Genomic DNA, 17,330 nt, shown 5'->3' with positions numbered 1-17,330 from the left:
GTAAGCGTCGCTGAGAAGCGCTTGCCTCAGTCGTCAGATTCGTCAGATTCGGCCGTCGGATCCACCACCACGTCGGCCGGCGGGGGAACCGCGACCGGTTCGTCGGCGGGGCGTTCGAGAGCCGGTTCGACGACGCCTTCGGTCTCGACCGCGACCTCGGCGTCGGTCAGTTCCGCCTCGACGAGTTCGGCGGGGATGCGGGCGACGGAGGCCAGCGTGTCGCCCGAATCGAGGCGAATACACCGCACGCCCTGAGCGTTGCGGCCGGTTTCGCGAATATCCCGAGCGCGGATGCGTTGAATCTTGCCGGCGGCCGTCATCATCAGCACCTCGTCGTCGTCCGCGACCGCGGCGACGGAGATCACCGGGCCGGTCTTCGCGGTGACCTTCAAGTCACGCAGTCCCTTGCCGCCCCGCTTCTGGCGGCGATACCGGGCGTTGCCGCTGGCGACAGGGGCGTCGCCGTTCTCGCCCGATTCGTCGTCGGCCGCGTCGGAGCCATCGGTCGCGTCGTCCTCCTCGGCGTCGTCGCTCGCATCGGGGAGTTCGCCGAGGCCGAAGGGGGTCCGTTTGCCGAGCCCCTTCTCGGACAGCGTCAGCAGCCGCAGGTCCGGGTCGGCGACGACCAGGCCGACGACCTCGTCATCCTGTTGCAGATTGATGCCCCGCACGCCGCGGGTCGCTCGGCCCATCGGGCGGGCGTCTTCGTGGGAGAAGCGGATGCTCATGCCGGTCTTCGTGGCGAGGACCACGTCGTCGCCCTCGCGGACGATCCGCACGTCGATCAGCTCGTCGCCCTCGTCCAGGTTGATGGCGATGATCCCGCCCCGCAGCGGACGACCGTAGGCGGAGAGCGCCGTCTTCTTCACGGTCCCGTTGCGGGTCGCCATGATGAGGTACTGATCGTCCGGGAACTCGCCGACGGCGAGACAGTTGGCGACGTTCTCGCCGGCGTCGGAGAGTTGCAGCAGGTTGACCAACGCCCGCCCCTTGGCGATGCGGGAGCCGAACGGCAGGTCGTAGACCTTCCGCCAGTAGACTTTGCCCTTGTCGGTGAAGAACAGCAGCCAGTCGTGCGTGCTGGAGACGAACAGGTGCTCGACGGGGTCTTCCTCGTCGGTCTTCGTCCCCTTCACCCCCTTGCCGCCGCGGTTCTGGGCCTGATAGACCGACAGCGGCGTCCGCTTGACGTAGCCGCGGGAGGAGATGGTCACGACCATCGGTTCCTCGGCGATCAGGTCGCCGATGTCCACGTTGCCCAACTCGGTCGGGTCGATCTCCGTGCGACGTTCGTCGCCGAAGCGCTCCGCCAGTTCGAGCATGTCCGCTTTGACGACGGCTCGCAGGTGCGTTTCGTCGGAGAGCAGCCGGAGGAACTCGCGGATGCTGTCGATCAGCTCCGCGTATTCCCCGCCGAGCTGCTCGCGTTCGAGGTTCGCCAAGCTGCCCAACTGCATCGAGACGATCGCGTCCGCCTGCTTGCGAGACAGGGAATAGGTGTCCGCTTTCCCCTTCTCTTCCAGGAACAGGTCGAAACCGTCGCCCAGCGCCCGGGCGATCAGCTCCGCGGGCACCTGAATGTCCTGCAAGCGGTTGCGGGCTTCGTCGCGGCTGGGCGAGGCCCGGATCGTCTTGATGACTTCGTCGATGTTCGACTGGGCGATCAGCAAGCCCTCGACCGTGTGCTTGCGGGCCTTCGCCGCGGCGAGTTGGTGCTCGGTCCGCCGGCGGATCACGTCCACCCGGTGACGAACGAACTCCAGCAGGATCTCACGCAGGCTGAGAGTCTTCGGCCGCTGACCGACCAAGGCCAGCAGAATCACGGAGACCGTCGACTGCAGCGGGCTGAACTTGAACAGCTGGTTCAGCACCACGTCGCGATCCGCGTCCCGCTTGAGATCGATGTGGATCTCGGCCTGCCAGGGCGCCGTCTTGCGGTCGGTGAAGTCCGTGACGCGGCTGATGCCCTCGACGCGGCCCTCTTTAGCGACCTGCTCCAGCTTCTCGCGGATGCGGTCGCGGGTCTCCATGTACGGGATCTCGGTGACGACGATCGTCTCCTGGCGCCCCTTCGTCTCGAACCGCGTTCTGGCCCGCAGGGTGAGCGTGCTGCGGCCGGTGCGGTAGCCCTGCAGAATGCCCATGCGGCCGCAGATCACGCCGCCGGTGGGGAAGTCCGGGCCGGGGATATGCTCCATCAGCCCCTCGACCGACAGCATCGGATCGTCGATCAGCGCCGCGACGCCGCGACAGACCTCGCCGAGGTTGTGCGGCGGGATGCTGGTCGCCATGCCGACCGCGATGCCGGTGGAGCCGTTCACCAACAGGTTCGGGTACCGACTGGGCAGAACCGTCGGTTCGGTGCCCTTCTGGTCGTAGGTCTGGACGAAGTCGACGGTGTCCTTGTCGATGTCCCGCAGCAGCTCCGTCGCCAGCGACGACATCTTCGCTTCGGTGTACCGCATCTGGGCCGGCGGCAGGCCGGCCAGTGAACCGAAGTTGCCCTGCTTGGCGATCAGCTCGCCCCGCATCACCCACGGCTGCGCCATGCGGGCCAGCGTGGGATAGATCGCCCCGTCGCCGTGCGGGTGGTAGCTACCCATCGTCTGGCCGACGATCTTGGAGCACTTCGTCGTGCTTCCGCCGGGGTTGAGGTTCAGATCCCGCATCGCCACCAGGATGCGACGCTGGGAGGGCTTCAGGCCGTCCCGCACGTCCGGCAGCGCCCGGCTGACGATGACGCTCATGGCGTACGTCAGGTAGCTGGTCCGCATCTCGTCCTGGATGTCCAGAGGCCGGACGTTCCCGACGTTCCCGCTCAGCGCCGGGTCCGGGCGTTCCTCGACGATCTGGTCCCCGGTCAAGGCGTCCTGCCCCGTCGTTGCATTGGGATCGGGCTCGGGGGTGTCGTCAGCCAACGCGGGCGCTCACATAGATAAGGAGAAGCGGCTAGTTCCCGCATTCTAACCGGGGGGCCGCAAACCTCAACGGCGACAGGCATTTGCGGCGAACCGGATCCGCGTTCTCCCCCTCCGTCCGGGACGACCCGCGAAAGCGGTCGAAGAGCGTCGATCGCCGCCGCCGTCCCGTGACACGCCCCCCCGCCGAACGACCTGATCGGACGAAAAACGCCCCCCGCAGCACAGGCTGCGGGGGGCGTTCATGCATGAGCCTCAACGGGTCCGCCGAGAGGTCGGACGGCGCCGGTTAGAAGGCCTCGCTGGCGACCGTCTCGCCGCCGGCACGGGAGCCGAGGGCGCCCCACACGCCGTAGGGGCTGTTGCCGGAGATCGTATTGCCGTTCGACGCTTGGCTGTAGGTCAGGTCGCCGGTGTCGATCGTATCGCTGATGAATTGCACCGAGCCGTCCCCCATCACCACTTGAACGCCGCCGGAGTGGGCGCTTCCGGCAGCGTACAGGCCTCTCCCGTTGGGGTGGGGGTTCCCCGGGGCGGCGCAGCTGGGACCGTTGGGCGGAATCACGGTGATGAACGACGTGAACAGAGCCCCTTCCATGTACCGTCCCCCGCGGAAGCTGTTGACGGCTCCCGCGCGATGCCCGAACCGCAGCCCGGTCTGCTGATAGAAGCCGGGATTCTCGGGATCGGACACGGCTTCGATGCAGTTCACTTGAGCGTTATCGAAGATTCCGCCGCCGAGGCCGGAGGCGACCAACCCGCCGAATTCCAGACCGCCGCCCCACCGCGGGCCGATCTCGCCGCCGAGAATCGTGGTCGTGGTGCCGTCGCGCAAATCTCGAAATCCGTAGGCGTACCCGCTGGCGAACGCTCCGCGACTATTGGCGGCGTTCGACTTCCGATTGCCGTTATTGGTGCCCGTGAAGACCCTGCCGTTGTCGCCGCAGCACAGGCCGTAGTTCGTATCCGCCTGCCGGAGCGTCGCCCGGGAGATCGCCCCGTCGGAAGGGCAAATGAAGCTGGTGACTTCGAACCCGTTCGCCTTGCTCCAGCGGTCGCTCGTGCAAGCCGCCGTTCGCCGGGAGACCTTCACCTCGTCCCAGATCGTCCTCTCGTCCATGTAGGGCAACAGCGCCGGCAGCGCCGACAGCCGGCCGCGGTCGTTGCTTCGGCCGTTGTGATAGCCCAGCGGGAGGGTCTTGAAGGTACTATGATAGTTGTGCATCGCCAGACCGATCTGCTTCATGTTGTTCTGGCACTGGCTGCGGCGGGCGGCTTCGCGGGCCTGCTGAACGGCCGGCAGAAGCAGGCTGACCAGGATCGCGATGATCGCAATGACCACCAGCAGTTCGATCAGCGTGAAGCCTCGTCGAGCGGCCGCGACTCGGTGCGACGACGCGCCTGAGGGAGGATTGGAGGGGGGCTGGAGTGAGTACATTCGGACCTGAGTGACAAGAGGTCAGACGGGCAGAACGCCCGTTGTTGGACTTGGAGATGGGCAAAGCCGGACACGGCGGGGGGAGACCCCGCCGAGACCCGTCCGGAGCTGAAAACGCACGCTTGACAGGCGGGCCGGCGCCCCTGACATTGAAGATCACATCAGTTCCTGTCAATGCGTAGGATCGACTTCGCGGTTCGGTCGCCCGTTCGAGGCGGCCGCCGTTCCTGTCTCCATCCTCGTTTGCTCCGTCTTTCGGCCCCTGCTCTCATGCCCAATCCATCGCGTTTCACCGTCCGCCCGCGAGCGCTGTCCGGTGCGGCGTTCTTAGCGTTGTCGCTGCCGCTCGCCGGCGTCACCGTCGGTTGCGGGGGCCACGGCTCCGGCGGGATGGGGCCGGAGGGCAAGACGATGGAGGAAATCATCGCCGAGAACGACAAATGGTCCGACGCGGCGGACGCCGAGGCGGAGGGAGACGGCGCCTTCTGATCGGGACCACAGCAGCGCCGCTTCTTTCAGCAACCTCGGCCCGAACCGCCTCCGCGGCATAGAACTGACGCCCGGCGGACCGCCCCGCCATATTGAACACGCCAACGCACAGGCGAACGGGGAACGTCAGTTCCCCGTTCGCCTGTGCGTTGGCGTTGGTACCTCCGGGGGAGAGGTGAAGCGTCTTTTTGTGAGTCCGAAGCGCAAGCGAGGTTGGCGACTGCACGGCCTCGCTTGCGCTTCGGGCTCACAGGTGGCTACCAAAACCGCCAGATTGATCGGCCGGACGCACCAACCGCACCGGGGGCCGCTCGTCGGTCGTGTCTGCGTGCGACGCATCCTGCTGATCCGAGGCGGCGGGAGCGTCGGGCCGTTGCTCGGCATCGGACGGCCGGCGGCGGCGGCTCGGCGGGGCATTCTGTCGGCTTCACCCTCCCTGCCCCCGCTCCGACGCGCATCCGCACTCTCGCACCGTTTCACGTGGCCGGTGTGCCCGTCGGGCGGGACGGACAGCGCCGAGACGAAAAAATCCCCGCCGCGGAGTTCGCGACGAGGATCTGAGAGAACGCTTCAACTCGAGAATCGCTCTCGAAAGTGTCAGACGTCGGAACGTCAGAAGGCGTCCCCGGCATTGGTTTCGCCGCCGTTGACCGAACCGAGCGCGCCCCAAACGCCGTAGGGGCTGGCACCGTCGATCTTGTTTCCGTTGGCCGACATATCCCACGAGAGATCCCCGGTGTCGACGGTCTCGCTGACAAACTGAACGGAACCGTCGCCCATGACGACCTGGGCGCCGCCAGCGTGGGGACTGCCCGCGGTCAGGATCATGCCGCCGCCGGTGTGTGCGTCGCTGTTGACGGCACAACTCGGTCCGTTCGGAGCGATGACCGTATTCACCCCGGCGAAGAGCGGGCCGGAGGCATACCGTCCGCCGCGGAAGTTGTTCACGTTTCCGGCGCCATTCCAGTCGAATTGAACGCCTTCGCGGTAGAAGCCAGGGGCCTGCGGGTCGCTGACGGCCTCGATGCAATATTGCTGGACGTCGTTGAAGATTTCGCTGCCCAGGTTGGCGACGCAGAGGCCGCCGAACGCCCGGCTGCCGTCCCATCGGGGGCCGATTTCCGCGGCGAGGACCGTGGTCGTGGTGCCGTCCTTCAGATCCCGAAACCCACGCACCACACGATGGGCGAAGGCGCCGCGCCGGTGCTGGGCGCTTGTGTTGAAGTGCGTGCGGCCGTTATCGCCGTAGCAGAGGCCGTAATTCGTATCGCCCGAGGAGAGCGTATCCGTGTGCGGCACGCCGTCGGAGGGGCAAAGCAGCGTCGTAATCTGAACGTTGTAGGGTCCGTTCCACGTGGCGCCCCTGCCGGTCCGCTCCGCCTTAATCCGCGTCCACAGCGGCGTTTGATCGAGGTAGGGAGTCAACGACGGGAACCCGCTGGCCCGACGATTCGCGGCCCACGAGGCCCCGGTGCCGCCCCCGTTACCGATCGGCAAACTCTTGTAGGTGCCGTGATAGTTGTGCATCGCCAAGCCCAACTGCTTCAAGTTGTTCTGGCACTGGCTGCGCCGCGCGGCTTCGCGGGCCTGCTGAACGGCCGGCAGAAGCAGGCTGACCAGGATCGCGATGATCGCAATGACCACCAGCAGTTCGATCAGCGTGAATCCCCGACGTTCCATGGCAGACGGAGTCTGCGGAATCGGTGAAGGTTTTTGCATGGTGCTACGAAGGGTTTGAGGCTGTGGAGAACAGGACAGGAGGTCTGCAGAACGCAAACTTAGAAATGTCCACCCATGGATCATGAAGAGCTGATGAGTTTGAGTCAACGGTTGCCGAACGGCTCGTTGACACAACGCAATGGTCCGCTTGACGCGGAAGTCATGACCATCTCGATATCGGCGGATACTTACGCATTCTCTTGCGAGAGCGCTGCCGTGCGGTCATCTTCTCGGAGACCCGTTTCCCATCGCTTCATTCGTCGGTTCTTCGATGCGACAGACTTCACGCACCGCGATTCTCTCTCGTTTGGCTCTCACGGCCGCAGTCGCCCTGCCGACCGCGATCCCGCTGTTTGCAGCCGGTTGCGATTCCGGCCCGGACGGCATGGGAGAGGGCATGCCCACGAAAGATGAAATTATCGAGGCAAACAAAGCTCTCGACGGCGAAGACGAAGGCTACCGAAACTGACGGTCTTGAGTCGGGGAGGCCGACCAGCGTTCGGCTAACCAGCATCGAATCGGTGACCGCAGCGCTCCGGAGGCCTCAGGCCTCCGGAGCGCTCGCTGCACATGCGAACGGTCCCGTCACCGAGAAACGACGGTCGATCCCGCCGCGAAGGGCTGGCGATCGCGGGTCAAAGCGGGGCCGTTCCAATGGAGAACGCGTCCCCGCTTCGGCCACGGACCGCGGAACCCTCTATTCTTCAGCGGCGGGTTTGCCGCCGGCAGGTTTGTCCTTGCCGGCCTTCCCTTCACCGGACGCGGTCGACGGGTTCGCCGGGCCGTTGCTGGACGCTCGCTTCGAGGGCTGCGGCGGCGGCGCCGTCGTGCGTTGCGAGACCGGGTCTTGCTTCTTATCGAGGGCCGCGTCGCGGTCTTCGACCATCTTCACGAGCGTCTCCGGCAGTTCGACGCCGGCCACGTCTTTCATCACCTCCATCATCGGGGGCAGGCTGCGGGCCATGTTTTGCAGGAAGCCGGCGGTGCTGCTCTGGCCGTCCTTCCCGCCGCCTTCCCAGACGACGACCTTGTCGAACTTGATGTTCGAGATCGCCTTGGCGCTCGCTTCGGTCAGGGCGTCGAGGTGTTCGAGCATCAGCATCTGGAAGGCTTTGTCGCTGCCGCCGCAGGCCGCGACGATGCGTTCCAGACCCTCGGCCTTTTTGGCCATGATCTCGTACTGACCGCGGGCCTCGGCGTCGAACTTGGCGAAGATCGCGTGGGCCTCGGCGTCGGCTTCGATGCGGCGCTGCTCGCCGGCGGCCTCGGCGTCGACGATGCGCTTCGCCTTCTGGGCCTTCGCGAGCGATTCCAGTTCGGCTCGCTGTTGGGCCTCGATCTTCTCCGCCTCGGCGAGCGCCGCCTTGGTCATCGCCCGGAACTGGGCCTCCTGCACCGCGGCCTCGGCTTCACGCTTGCGGGTCTCGGCCAGCTGATAAGCCTCCGCATTCTTCACGCCCAACTGGGCCCGCGAGGCGGCGACGAGGGCGGCCGCTTCGTTCTCGCCCTCGACGGCGGCGGCGTCGGCCCGGGCGTTTTTGATGCGCTTCTCACGCTCCGCTTCCTTCACCTGCACGTCGCGTTCGAACTGGGCCTGCTGCTCGCCGACCTCCTGATCGCGTTCATAATCCGCCACGCCGATCGCCTGGTCGCGGGCGGCGCCGCGGGTTCCCAGTTCCCGCTCCTTGTTGGCGACCGCGACGGCGATCTCCCGCTCCCGCTGGGCCTCGGCGACGCGGATTTCGCCCAGTTTCTCCTGATCCGCCACATCGCCGCGGGCCGTCTGCACCGCCTGCGAGGCGGCCTTTTTCCCGATCGCGTCGATGTAGCCGGACTCGTCCTGGATGTCCGTGATGTTGACGTTGATGAGGACCAAACCGATCTTCCGCAGCTCCGGCTCCACGCTGTTCTGAACGTGGGAGAGGAAGGTGTCTCGGTCGCGGTTGATGTCCTCGATCCTCATCGAGGCGATCACCTGCCGGAGCTGACCGAAGATGATCTCCTGGGCCTGCGATTTGATCTCCTCGGTGTCCAACCCGAGCAGGCGGATCGCGGCGTTGGTCATCAGTTCCGGCGTCGTGCCGACGGCGACCGTGAACACGCTGGGCACGTTGACCCGGATGTTCTCCATCGAGAGCGCCCCGCGGAGGGGGATCTCGATCTGAATCGGATCGAGGCTCAGGTAATCGTGGTCCTGAATCAGCGGCCAGACGAAGCTCGCCCCGCCGTGCAGGCACTTCACGGCCTGCCCCTCCCCTTCCTCGGGCTTGCCGCCCGTTTTTCCGTAGATCACCAACACGCGGTTCGACGGACAGCGCTTGTACCGCTTCACCACCAACATCAGCAGGGTGAAAGCGATCAGTGCCGCCGCGACGATCGCGGCCAAGGCGTAGATCGAGGCGTTAGAGCCCTCCGTAAGCGTCTCCCCGGGCGGGAACTGGGCCAACGGGGGCAGGAGCGATGAGGGGGGCATGAGGTGGTTCCGATGGGAGAGGGATACGAACCTAGGTCTCAGATCGCGGCGACGTCGGCGGTGTCCGGCCCGGTGACTTCACGAACGATGATCGGGGTGCCGCTGGGCAGTTCCGGTCCGTCGGTGGTGGCGGCCATTTCGACGGTGCGGCCGGCGTATTCGAGCTGCACCTTGCCCAGTCCGGCCCGCTCGCCGGGCACGCGGACGTACACGGTGCCGTAGCAGCCGGCGACGCCGTCGGTGTTCACCGTGCCGTCCGCCCCCAGCTTGTGCAGTTGCCCCATCACCCAACTGACCGCCAGCAGGCCGGCGAGGCCGGCGAACGCCGCCGCCCCGCCCGTGATCCAGAAGGCCCACTGCAACTCCGAGCCGATCAGTCCCGCCAATCCGGCGAACGTCGCCGCCGCGGTCAGCGCCCGCAGAGACAGGGCCGACACGAAGCTGCCGTGCCCGCCGTGGCCGTGTTCGTGGTCGCCGGCGCCGGCGTCGCCCGGATCGGCGTCGCCGGCGTCGAAATCGAGGTCCATATCGGCGTCGACGTCGAAGTCCCCGTCGAAGTCTCCGCCGAGGCCCAGCAGCGTCATCACGACCTGACAGAGCAACAGCGTCCCGCCGACGAGGGCGAGAGCGGCGTAGAGGGTGAACATCGGGGGGGGATCCTCCGGGCGGAAGCGATTCGGCGGGAAGGGACGGTGTCGAACGCGACTCGGCGCCGAGCGAACGACGGATCACCCGAGCCGGTTCACGACCGAGCGGAGCGAGCGTGAGGAAAAAAGAACTCGGAGCGTGCATTCTGACGAGCGCCGCGACCGGATGCCGCATCCGATCCGGTCCGGCACGGCTGCTGCTTCGCTCCGGCGGGATGTCCGACCTTGTAACCCGTACCCGCCGCGGTCCCGGTTGCCCCTCAATGCGTCCGTCGCGGCGAGGAAGTCTCCGCTCCGAAAGCCGTCCCGGGTACGATCCCCGCCCGATGCCCAGCGCCTCCGCCCCGCCGCAGTCCGATCGCGACGCCTCCGGCTCGCCGAACGAAGCCGACGTTCCGACCGAACCCGACGCCGCCCGCCCGCCGGGCGCCGCCGGTTCTGCGGCGTCGACCGGTTCGCCGGGGTCGGCCGGTCGATTCGATCCGCTGGCGGAGACGGTCAAGCCCGGTCCCGCGGACGTGGCCGTCACCCGTCGGCTCTCCCGCCCCGGCGCCCGCCGAGCCGAACCCAAGCCGGCCGATCCGCCGGGCTACCGACTGCGGCACCTGCTGGGCCGCGGGGGGTTCGGCGCCGTTTGGCTGGCGACGGAGTCCGCGACCGGCAAACAGGTCGCGGTGAAGACGTTTCGCCACGTCCGGGCGCTGGACTGGCCGCTGCTGACGCGGGAGGTGGAGAAACTCGCGGCGCTCGACGCCAGCCGGCACGTCGTGCAATTGCTGGGCGTCGGTTGGGAGGCCGATCCGCCCTACTACGTCATGGAGTACCTGCCGGACGGTTCGCTGGCCGATCTGCTGGCCGGCCCGTCGACGCCAGAGAAATCCGCGGCCTCAGAGAAGACCGGGGCGGGGCCGGGAACCGCGGCGAAGCGGGAGCCGCTGTCCCCCAAGCGAGCCGCCGAGTTGGCCGAAGGCATCGCCGCCGGGCTGGTGCACGCCCACGGGTCGGGCATTCTGCACTGCGATCTGAAGCCGGGGAACGTCCTGCTGGACCGCGACGGCGTGCCGCGGCTGTGCGATTTCGGACAGGCCCGCGGCGTGGGCGGGAACCCGTCGAACGGCACGGGCGGCACCGCGGACGATTCCGCGTCCGAGGCGCGCACCGGCGGGCGACCGCTGGGCACGCTCTTCTACATGCCCCCGGAGCAGGTCGCCGCGGACGCCGCCCCGGATGCCCGGTGGGACGTGTACGCCCTCGGCGCCGTCCTCTACGAAATGCTCACCGGCGATCCGCCGCATCGCACGGAAGAACTGTCCGAACGCCTGAAGAGTTGCCCGCCGGGCGAACGGCTCGACGCCTACCGCGAAGCCGTCGTGAACGCCCCGGCGCCGACGGGGCACCATCATGTCCGCGGGGTCGACGGCCCGCTGGCTCGCATCGTCGATCGGTGCTTAAAGCCGGACCCCGCGGACCGCTATCCGAACGCTCAGGCCGTTCGCACGGCGCTGCGACAACGCTCCGAGGATGCCGTCCGGCGTTCGCGGGCTCGCTGGGGGCTGCTCGGGCCGGCCGCGGTCGCGGCGATGCTGCTGCTGGTGGGGGCGGTGATCGTCAATCGCACGCTCGAAACCGGTCGCGGGCAGGTCATCGCACGGGCCAAGGAGGCGAACGCCCTCTCCGCCGGCCTCGTCGCCCGCAGCCTCGAACGGGAGGTGCAACGCAAGCAGATCAGCCTCGAACAGATCGCCGCCGCCCCGCGGTTGGCCGAACTTGTGGAGAACGCCGCTGCCGAGGAGTGGAAGGACGGCCCGGCGGTCGAGGCACTCGGCGATTACCTCTCGCGGGTCACGCCGAAGACGTTCGAGTTCGGCGGTCCGATGACGGACGGCCTGCGGGACGCGGTCGACACCAGTTGGTTCCTGCAGGACGCCACCGGCGTGACGCGCTGGCGGAAGCCCTTCGACGGCGAAGTCGTCAATCGCAACTTCGTCTGGCGGGACTATTTCCACGGCCTGCCCGGCGATCTGCCCCGCGATACCGAGCCCGGCGAGGCCGCCCCGATCGAGGCCACGCATCTCTCGCTGCCGTACTTCTCCACCAGCACCTTCGAGTGGAAGCTGGCGTTCTCCACGCCGGTTCGGAACGAAGAGGGGCGGGTGGTCGGCGTGCTGGCCCGCACGGTCGTGCAGGACGCCCTGCTGGCGGAATACGATTCGACGAAACGGGGCATCACCGGCGAGGGCCGCAACGGCGAACGACTCGATGAAGACGAGGCGCCCCGCTTCGACCGGGTCATCGCCCTGTTCGATCGGCAGTCCGGCGAGTTGCTGGATCACCCGTGGCTCGCGGGTCGGCCGGATGCGACCGTCGCGGAGAAGCAGTCCGTCTGCCTCCCCCCCGACCAGCGGACCGCCCTCGAAGCAGCCTTTGCAGACGACCGCCTCAGCTACCGCACCGAAGCCCACGCCGATCCCGCCGCCAACGCCGCCGGCGGGGAGCGTTTCGCCGGGCCGTGGATCGCCGCGTTCGCCCCGGTGCGGGGCACGGACTGGGTGGTGGTCGTGCAGGAGCCGCATCGCGACGCCCTGCGGCTGATGGAATCGTTCCGCGGCGCCCTGCTGAAAGTCGGCGCCGTGCTGGCCGGGGGCGTCTTGCTGACGCTCGGCGGGCTGCTGTTCTGGTTCACCCGCGACCGGGCGACGGCGTGACCGGCCGCACGGAGCACGGCTCGGCTCCGCCGGGGGTCGCGGGGAATTCGGCGCCGGACGCCGACGGCGGGCACGCTGGCGACCGGCATGCCGACGACGGCTGGACGATCGCGGTGGACGGCGGGGGATCGGTCGTCGTGCGGCCGGGGCAGTCGTTGTCCGTGGGGCGCTCCGCCTTGTGCGAGCTGCGGGTGTCGAACGATCCGCGGCTCTCCCGGGTGCATTTCCGGGCGACCATGCCGGAGTCCAGCGGCGACGGGGCGGAAACGCTGACGATCCACGATCGCACCGACGGGCAGAACCCGATCTTCTGCAACGGGGAGCGGGTCGAAGGCTCGCGGCGCTTGCACGAACCCACGCGGCTGGCCGCCGGTCGCACCCGGTTTCGTGTCACCCCGCCGACCGCCGATGCGGATGAGGAGACCGTCTTCCCCGGCCCGGCCAGCGCCTCGTTCCTCGGCACGCTGACCGAAGGGACGCTGACGTTCGACGCCCGCTCCCTCGCGGCGGTGCCCGTCACCCGGCCGGATCGCCGCTTCGAGGCCGTCGCTCGTCTGCCCGAGGTGCTCCGCACGCCGGACGACCTGCAACGCCTGCCGGCGCTGTGCGGGCTGCTGTTGGCCGGCGTGCAGGACGCGACGACCGTCGCCGTGGTGAGTCGTTGCGGCGAGGGCGAGTACCGCGTGAAAGAGTGGGCCGGCCGCAACGAACTGGCCGGGCCGCCCACGCCGCCGGACGAACTCGTCGCGGCATCGCTGAACGCGAACGAAGCGATCCTCACCCCGGACGGCGGCGGCTGGGCGTTCGTCGTCCCCATCGCCGACCCGGACGACGGGCGCCCGGGCCGTCGCGAACCGGTCGATCGCGGTCTGTTGGTTCAGGGCCGAAACCGCGTTCCGTCCGCCGAACGGGCCGCGGACGTGCGGTTCGTCACGCTGGTCGCGGAGATCCTCGCCGCCGCCGATCGGTCCGGTCGGCTCGAACGACAGGCGGCGACGCTGCGGCCCTTCCTCCCGCCCCGCGTGCTGGAAGCGTTGGGCGAATCCCCCGATCCCGCGGCGCTCGCCCCGGCGGAGTGCATCGCCTCCGTGCTGTTCTGCGACCTGCGAGGGTTCAGCCGCACCAGCGAGCAGATTCTGGACGAACGCGGCTCCGCGGGTCTGTCGGCCCTGTTGGAACGGGTGTCGGCGGCGCTGTCCGTGATGACCCACCGCATCCGCGAGTCCGGCGGGGTGACGGGCGACTTCCTCGGCGACGCCGCCCTCGCCTTCTGGGGCTGGCCTGAAGCCGACCCGCTGGCCCCCGTGCGAGCCGCCCGAGCCGCCGTCCGCATCGCCGCGGATTTCGCTCGGAAGCGTCCCGCGGGCGATCCGTTGGCGGGCTTCCGCGTGGGCGTGGGCGTGGCGACCGGCCCCGCGGTCGCGGGGCGAATCGGCACGGAGGATCAGGCGAAGATCACCGTGTTCGGCCCGACCGCGAACTTCGCCAGTCGGCTCGAAGGGCTGTGCGGCCCGCTGCGGGTGCCCGTGGTGTGCGACGCCGCGACGGCCGATGCGGTCGCCGCGGCGGGCGATCCCTCATTGCGGGTCCGCCCCCTGGGCACGGTGCGACCCGCGAAGATGCGACGGGCGGAGCGGGTCAGCGAGTTGTTGCCCGCAGCAAGCGATTCCCCACTCAGCGACGCCGACCTCGCCCGCTACGCCGAAGCGGTCGCCGCCTTCACCGCCGGCGACTGGCCGCGAGCCGCGGAGGTGCTCCAAAGCCACCCCGCCGCGGACCTCGCCCAGGACTTCCTGAGGGTCCGCCTCGCCGAGCACCACCGCACCGCCCCGCCCGATTGGGACGGCGTGATACGGGTCGATGAGAAGTGACCTCCGAGGCGCGCGGAGGGCGTCAGCCCTCTGAGGCTTTGACGGTTCATTCACAGGCGAAACGCTCAGGGGGCTGACGCCCCCCGCTCGCCTACGAATCGAATTTCGCGAGAGCGAGAGCGATTTCGCCGTCCAGCCGAACCTCCAAAGCATCACGTTGATCCCGCGTATATCGGGCCGCGGCCAGGACCGCACGACGATCGCTCTTCTTGCGAGTCGAACCTGACTGCGTCCACCAACGTCGGCGATGAAGGCGGTTGAGCGCTCGACTGCCGTAACTCTTGAAGTCCCGCATCAGCATAGACGGGTCGGGATCGCCGCAGACACCGACGAGCAGGTGCACATGATCCGCCATGATTGCTCCTGCGAACAGGCGCCAGTCACGCACCTCGGCGGTCTCCGCAAACTGTGTCCGAAGCACGCTCGCCAGCGCCGAGTTCAGCCGCGCGGGCGGCTCGGTCATGGATTGGCGGGCCGAACGCCGCAGCCCCGGCATGGCGCGATCATATTCGGTTTGCAGTTGGTTATGACGCTCCCTTGGCCCGTTGCGATCGCCCGGTCGACGTTCCCTGACCGTCCCGACGAATCCGCGGGGGTCCCCCGGCAACCATCGTCCGTACAGCGTCCAAGTCAGGAACCAGACACGATCGCAATCGAACAGCATCTTCCTTCCTGACAGGCGAGCGGCGGGCGTCAGCCCGCTGAGGTAGACAGGTGTGTTCAAGCTGGCGCCGCAAAACGCTCAGGGGGCTGACGCCCCCCGCTCGCCTTGGCGTCATTAGCTTTACCGCCTCGCGTAGTCGTTCTTCAGGCTGACCCAGGCGCCGTTCTGTTCGCTGCTCTCCACGGACTTGGTGACGAACAGCATCCCTTCGGCGCCGTCGTAGACGTTGGGGTAGAGGGTGTCGCGGGTGGTCTCGGAGCGACCCTCGAAGCTGGTGCCTTCGCTGCGGGCGATCATCGCGTCGAAAGCGGCCCGGTAAACGTTGCCGAAGGCCTCGAAGAAGCCCTCCGGGTGCCCGCTGGGCAAGCGGCAGCTTCCGGCGGCCAGCGCCGAGAGGTACGGGGCGTTCGGGTCGCGGGTGTACAGCTTCGCCGGCTGGCCGTTCTGGCGGACCCACAGTTCGTTCGGATTCTCCTGCCGCCAGACCAATGAAGCCTTCGTGCCGTCGATCTCCACGTACAGGTTGTTCTCGTGGCCGTGGGAGATCTGCGAGGCCGTCACCGTGCCCAAAGCCCCGTTCTGATACCGCACGACGGCGTGGCCGTAGTCGTCCAGCTTGCGGCCCTCCACGAAGGCCTTGAGGTTGCAGGAGATCTCCTCCGGCAGGCAGCCCGTCATGAACCGGCCGATGTTGTAGGCGTGGGTGGCGATATCGCCGAACGCCCCGGCGGCGCCGCTTTTCGAGGGGTCGGTCCGCCAGCTGGCCTGCTTCTGGTCCTCCTGTTCGATCGCGTCCCGCAGCCAGCCCTGGATGTAGTTGCTGCGGATCGCGTTGATCTCGCCCAAGTCGCCGTTCAGGCACATCTCCCGGGCCTGACGGATCAGCGGGTAGCCGGTGTAGTTGTGCATCAGGGCGAACACGCCGGGGGTGCCTTCGACCACCTTGACCAGCTCCTCGGCCTGGGCGTAATCGAAGGTCATCGGCTTGTCGCAGACGACGTTGAAGCCCGCTTCCGCCGCGGTCTTGGCGATCTCGAAGTGCGTGTGGTTCGGCGTGGCGATCGAGACGAAATCGATGCGATCGTCTTCCGGCCGGGCGAGTTCCTTCTCGACCAGTTCGTGAATGCTGGTGTAGGCCCGGTCTTCCGGAATGGCGTAGCTGGGGGCGGACTTCTTGGCCCGCTCCGGGTTCGAGGAGAGGGCGCCGGCGACGATCTCCGCCCGATTGTCCAGCACGGCGCCGGTGGCGTGCACGCGGCCGATGAACGACCCGCTGCCGCCGCCCACCAGGGCCATCCGCAGCTTCCGGTTCAGACTGCCGTTCGTGGTCGGGAAGGCGTCGTCAGGGAGGTCGGCGGGCATCGTGGCGCGTTGTTGAGAGAGATTCGGACGGGCCGCGACAGGCTATCCGCCCGGCCGCCGTCGGTGCAAAGCACGCGAGAGCAGCGACGCCGGACGAATCGTCGGGTCGCTCCGCGTCCGATCGTTCTGGGCAGACTACGGCGAGGCGAGCGGCAGGCTGCGGGGACGGCCGCCGCCGGCGCATCGCTGTGATGCATCCGGGGGGCGACGGCCGGTAGACTGCGGCGGTCCCCTCGTCGTCCGCAGTCGCGGGCGTTTCCCAGACCAGCCGAGCCGATGTCCACGCCCTCCCGCCGTTCGTTGTTGCCCGTCGCCTGCCTCGCCGTCGGGGTCTTGGCCGGTTCCGTCGGCACGGCCGTTCTCTCGCCGGCGCCGTTGAAAGCGGAGGCGGTCGACCGGAACGAAAAGATGGCGATCTTCACCAGCCCGTTGTCGATCGGCCGGCCGGGCGAGGGCGTCTTCGTGCTCGACGGCACGACGGGCACGCTGGTCGGCGGCGTCGTCGGGAACAACGGCGGGTTCACCACCAGCTATATGCGGAACGTCGCCGCGGACTTCGGCGACCGGGCCGGCCTCGCGGAATACGTCGTCGTCTCCGGCACGACCGACAACGGCGGCGGCATGATCTACATCGCCGAAAACCGCAGCGGCGTCGTCGCCGCCTACGGCATCCCAGCCGGCAACGGCCGCCAATTGCCCCTCGTCCCGGCGGGCACCTTCAACTTCAAGGCCGCCGTTCAGTAATCTCCCCTGTTAGACATGAGGCGAGCGGTGGGCGTCAGCCCGCTGAGGCGCTCAATCGTTCGCTCAGGGGGCTGACGCCCCCTGCTCGCCTCATTGGCCCCCTGCTCGCCTCATCGACAGGCGCGAGAAGCATCAGAGCCGTTCGCACACGATCGCGGCGGCTTTGCCTTCCAATTTGGCGAAGATCAGCGTGAGCCGCGGCCCGCCCGGCGAGAGCGGCAGCTTGCGACGCACCGCGGCGGCGTCGATCGGCAGGTGACGACACTTCACCTCCACATCCCCGGCGCCCGCCTCCCCCAC

The 17,330-nt window shown here is 68.1% G+C and carries 13 protein-coding genes; 5 read left to right on the top strand and 8 right to left on the bottom strand.

Annotation, left to right across the window (positions count from 1 at the left end):
- Window positions 1-26: 26 nt before the first annotated feature.
- Both gyrA and LzC2_RS21675 read right to left on the bottom strand, forming a co-directional pair.
- The gene (gyrA, locus tag LzC2_RS10575; RefSeq protein WP_246254928.1) at window positions 27-2,864 is read right to left on the bottom strand and encodes a DNA gyrase subunit A; all 2,838 of its coding nucleotides are present in this window, start codon (window positions 2,862-2,864) and stop codon (window positions 27-29) included.
- Window positions 2,865-3,207: 343 nt separating this feature from the next.
- A complete protein-coding gene (locus tag LzC2_RS21675; protein ID WP_171186648.1) occupies window positions 3,208-4,260 on the bottom strand; it encodes a DUF1559 domain-containing protein in 1,053 nt (350 codons plus the stop codon).
- Between the two features lie 366 nt (window positions 4,261-4,626).
- Between LzC2_RS21675 and LzC2_RS10565 the strand changes: the two genes are divergently transcribed.
- Window positions 4,627-4,845: a hypothetical protein gene (locus LzC2_RS10565; protein ID WP_171186646.1), complete on the top strand. Its 219-nt coding sequence runs from the start codon at window positions 4,627-4,629 to the stop codon at window positions 4,843-4,845.
- 612 nt (window positions 4,846-5,457) lie between these two features.
- On the opposite strand, the gene LzC2_RS10560 is transcribed toward LzC2_RS10565, so the two are convergent.
- Complete coding sequence (locus LzC2_RS10560; protein ID WP_171186644.1) at window positions 5,458-6,525, bottom strand: DUF1559 domain-containing protein; 1,068 nt, start codon at window positions 6,523-6,525, stop codon at window positions 5,458-5,460.
- Window positions 6,526-6,835: 310 nt separating this feature from the next.
- On the opposite strand from LzC2_RS10560, the gene LzC2_RS10555 reads away from it, so the two are divergent.
- Entirely contained in the window at window positions 6,836-7,033 is a 198-nt protein-coding gene (locus LzC2_RS10555; RefSeq protein WP_171186642.1) for a hypothetical protein, read from the top strand.
- A gap of 228 nt (window positions 7,034-7,261) precedes the next feature.
- Here the strand turns inward: LzC2_RS10555 and LzC2_RS10550 are convergent, their stop codons facing one another.
- Both LzC2_RS10550 and LzC2_RS10545 read right to left on the bottom strand, forming a co-directional pair.
- Complete coding sequence (locus LzC2_RS10550; protein WP_171186640.1) at window positions 7,262-9,037, bottom strand: flotillin family protein; 1,776 nt, start codon at window positions 9,035-9,037, stop codon at window positions 7,262-7,264.
- Between the two features lie 38 nt (window positions 9,038-9,075).
- Entirely contained in the window at window positions 9,076-9,684 is a 609-nt protein-coding gene (locus LzC2_RS10545; RefSeq protein WP_171186638.1) for a hypothetical protein, read from the bottom strand.
- 326 nt (window positions 9,685-10,010) lie between these two features.
- On the opposite strand from LzC2_RS10545, the gene LzC2_RS10540 reads away from it, so the two are divergent.
- Together LzC2_RS10540 and LzC2_RS10535 are read left to right on the top strand one after the other, a co-directional pair.
- A complete protein-coding gene (locus LzC2_RS10540) occupies window positions 10,011-12,389 on the top strand; it encodes a serine/threonine protein kinase (protein ID WP_171186636.1) in 2,379 nt (792 codons plus the stop codon).
- Window positions 12,386-14,260 carry an adenylate/guanylate cyclase domain-containing protein gene (locus LzC2_RS10535; RefSeq protein ID WP_171186634.1) on the top strand — a complete coding sequence of 625 codons (1,875 nt, stop codon included), beginning with the start codon at window positions 12,386-12,388 and terminating at the stop codon, window positions 14,258-14,260. Before LzC2_RS10540 ends, LzC2_RS10535 begins: the two co-directional genes overlap by 4 nt.
- A gap of 91 nt (window positions 14,261-14,351) precedes the next feature.
- Here the strand turns inward: LzC2_RS10535 and LzC2_RS10530 are convergent, their stop codons facing one another.
- Both LzC2_RS10530 and LzC2_RS10525 read right to left on the bottom strand, forming a co-directional pair.
- Window positions 14,352-14,984: a transposase gene (locus tag LzC2_RS10530; RefSeq protein WP_206678656.1), complete on the bottom strand. Its 633-nt coding sequence runs from the start codon at window positions 14,982-14,984 to the stop codon at window positions 14,352-14,354.
- Between the two features lie 60 nt (window positions 14,985-15,044).
- Window positions 15,045-16,286 carry a Gfo/Idh/MocA family protein gene (locus tag LzC2_RS10525; RefSeq protein WP_206678655.1) on the bottom strand — a complete coding sequence of 414 codons (1,242 nt, stop codon included), beginning with the start codon at window positions 16,284-16,286 and terminating at the stop codon, window positions 15,045-15,047.
- A 276-nt stretch (window positions 16,287-16,562) separates the two neighbouring features.
- Here LzC2_RS10525 and LzC2_RS10520 point away from each other — a divergent pair, with 276 nt between their 5' ends.
- On the top strand, window positions 16,563-17,030 hold the full coding sequence (locus LzC2_RS10520; RefSeq protein WP_171186631.1) for a hypothetical protein: 468 nt from the start codon (window positions 16,563-16,565) through the stop codon (window positions 17,028-17,030).
- A 132-nt stretch (window positions 17,031-17,162) separates the two neighbouring features.
- On the opposite strand, the gene LzC2_RS23025 is transcribed toward LzC2_RS10520, so the two are convergent.
- Entirely contained in the window at window positions 17,163-17,330 is a 168-nt protein-coding gene (locus LzC2_RS23025; protein WP_414636413.1) for a THUMP-like domain-containing protein, read from the bottom strand.

The organism is Alienimonas chondri (assembly GCF_013036045.1).
Taxonomy (GTDB): domain Bacteria; phylum Planctomycetota; class Planctomycetia; order Planctomycetales; family Planctomycetaceae; genus Alienimonas; species Alienimonas chondri.
This window is presented reverse-complemented; position numbering and strand designations above follow the sequence as displayed.

Coding starts and splice junctions, on each gene's coding strand:
- LzC2_RS10565 (WP_171186646.1), top strand. CDS start 4,627: ATGCCCAATCCATCGCGTTTCACCGTCCGCCCGCGAGCGCTGTCCGGT.
- LzC2_RS10560 (WP_171186644.1), bottom strand. CDS start 6,525: ATGGAACGTCGGGGATTCACGCTGATCGAACTGCTGGTGGTCATTGCG.
- LzC2_RS10555 (WP_171186642.1), top strand. CDS start 6,836: ATGCGACAGACTTCACGCACCGCGATTCTCTCTCGTTTGGCTCTCACG.
- LzC2_RS10550 (WP_171186640.1), bottom strand. CDS start 9,037: ATGCCCCCCTCATCGCTCCTGCCCCCGTTGGCCCAGTTCCCGCCCGGG.
- LzC2_RS10545 (WP_171186638.1), bottom strand. CDS start 9,684: ATGTTCACCCTCTACGCCGCTCTCGCCCTCGTCGGCGGGACGCTGTTG.
- LzC2_RS10540 (WP_171186636.1), top strand. CDS start 10,011: ATGCCCAGCGCCTCCGCCCCGCCGCAGTCCGATCGCGACGCCTCCGGC.
- LzC2_RS10525 (WP_206678655.1), bottom strand. CDS start 16,286: ATGCCCGCCGACCTCCCTGACGACGCCTTCCCGACCACGAACGGCAGT.
- LzC2_RS10520 (WP_171186631.1), top strand. CDS start 16,563: ATGTCCACGCCCTCCCGCCGTTCGTTGTTGCCCGTCGCCTGCCTCGCC.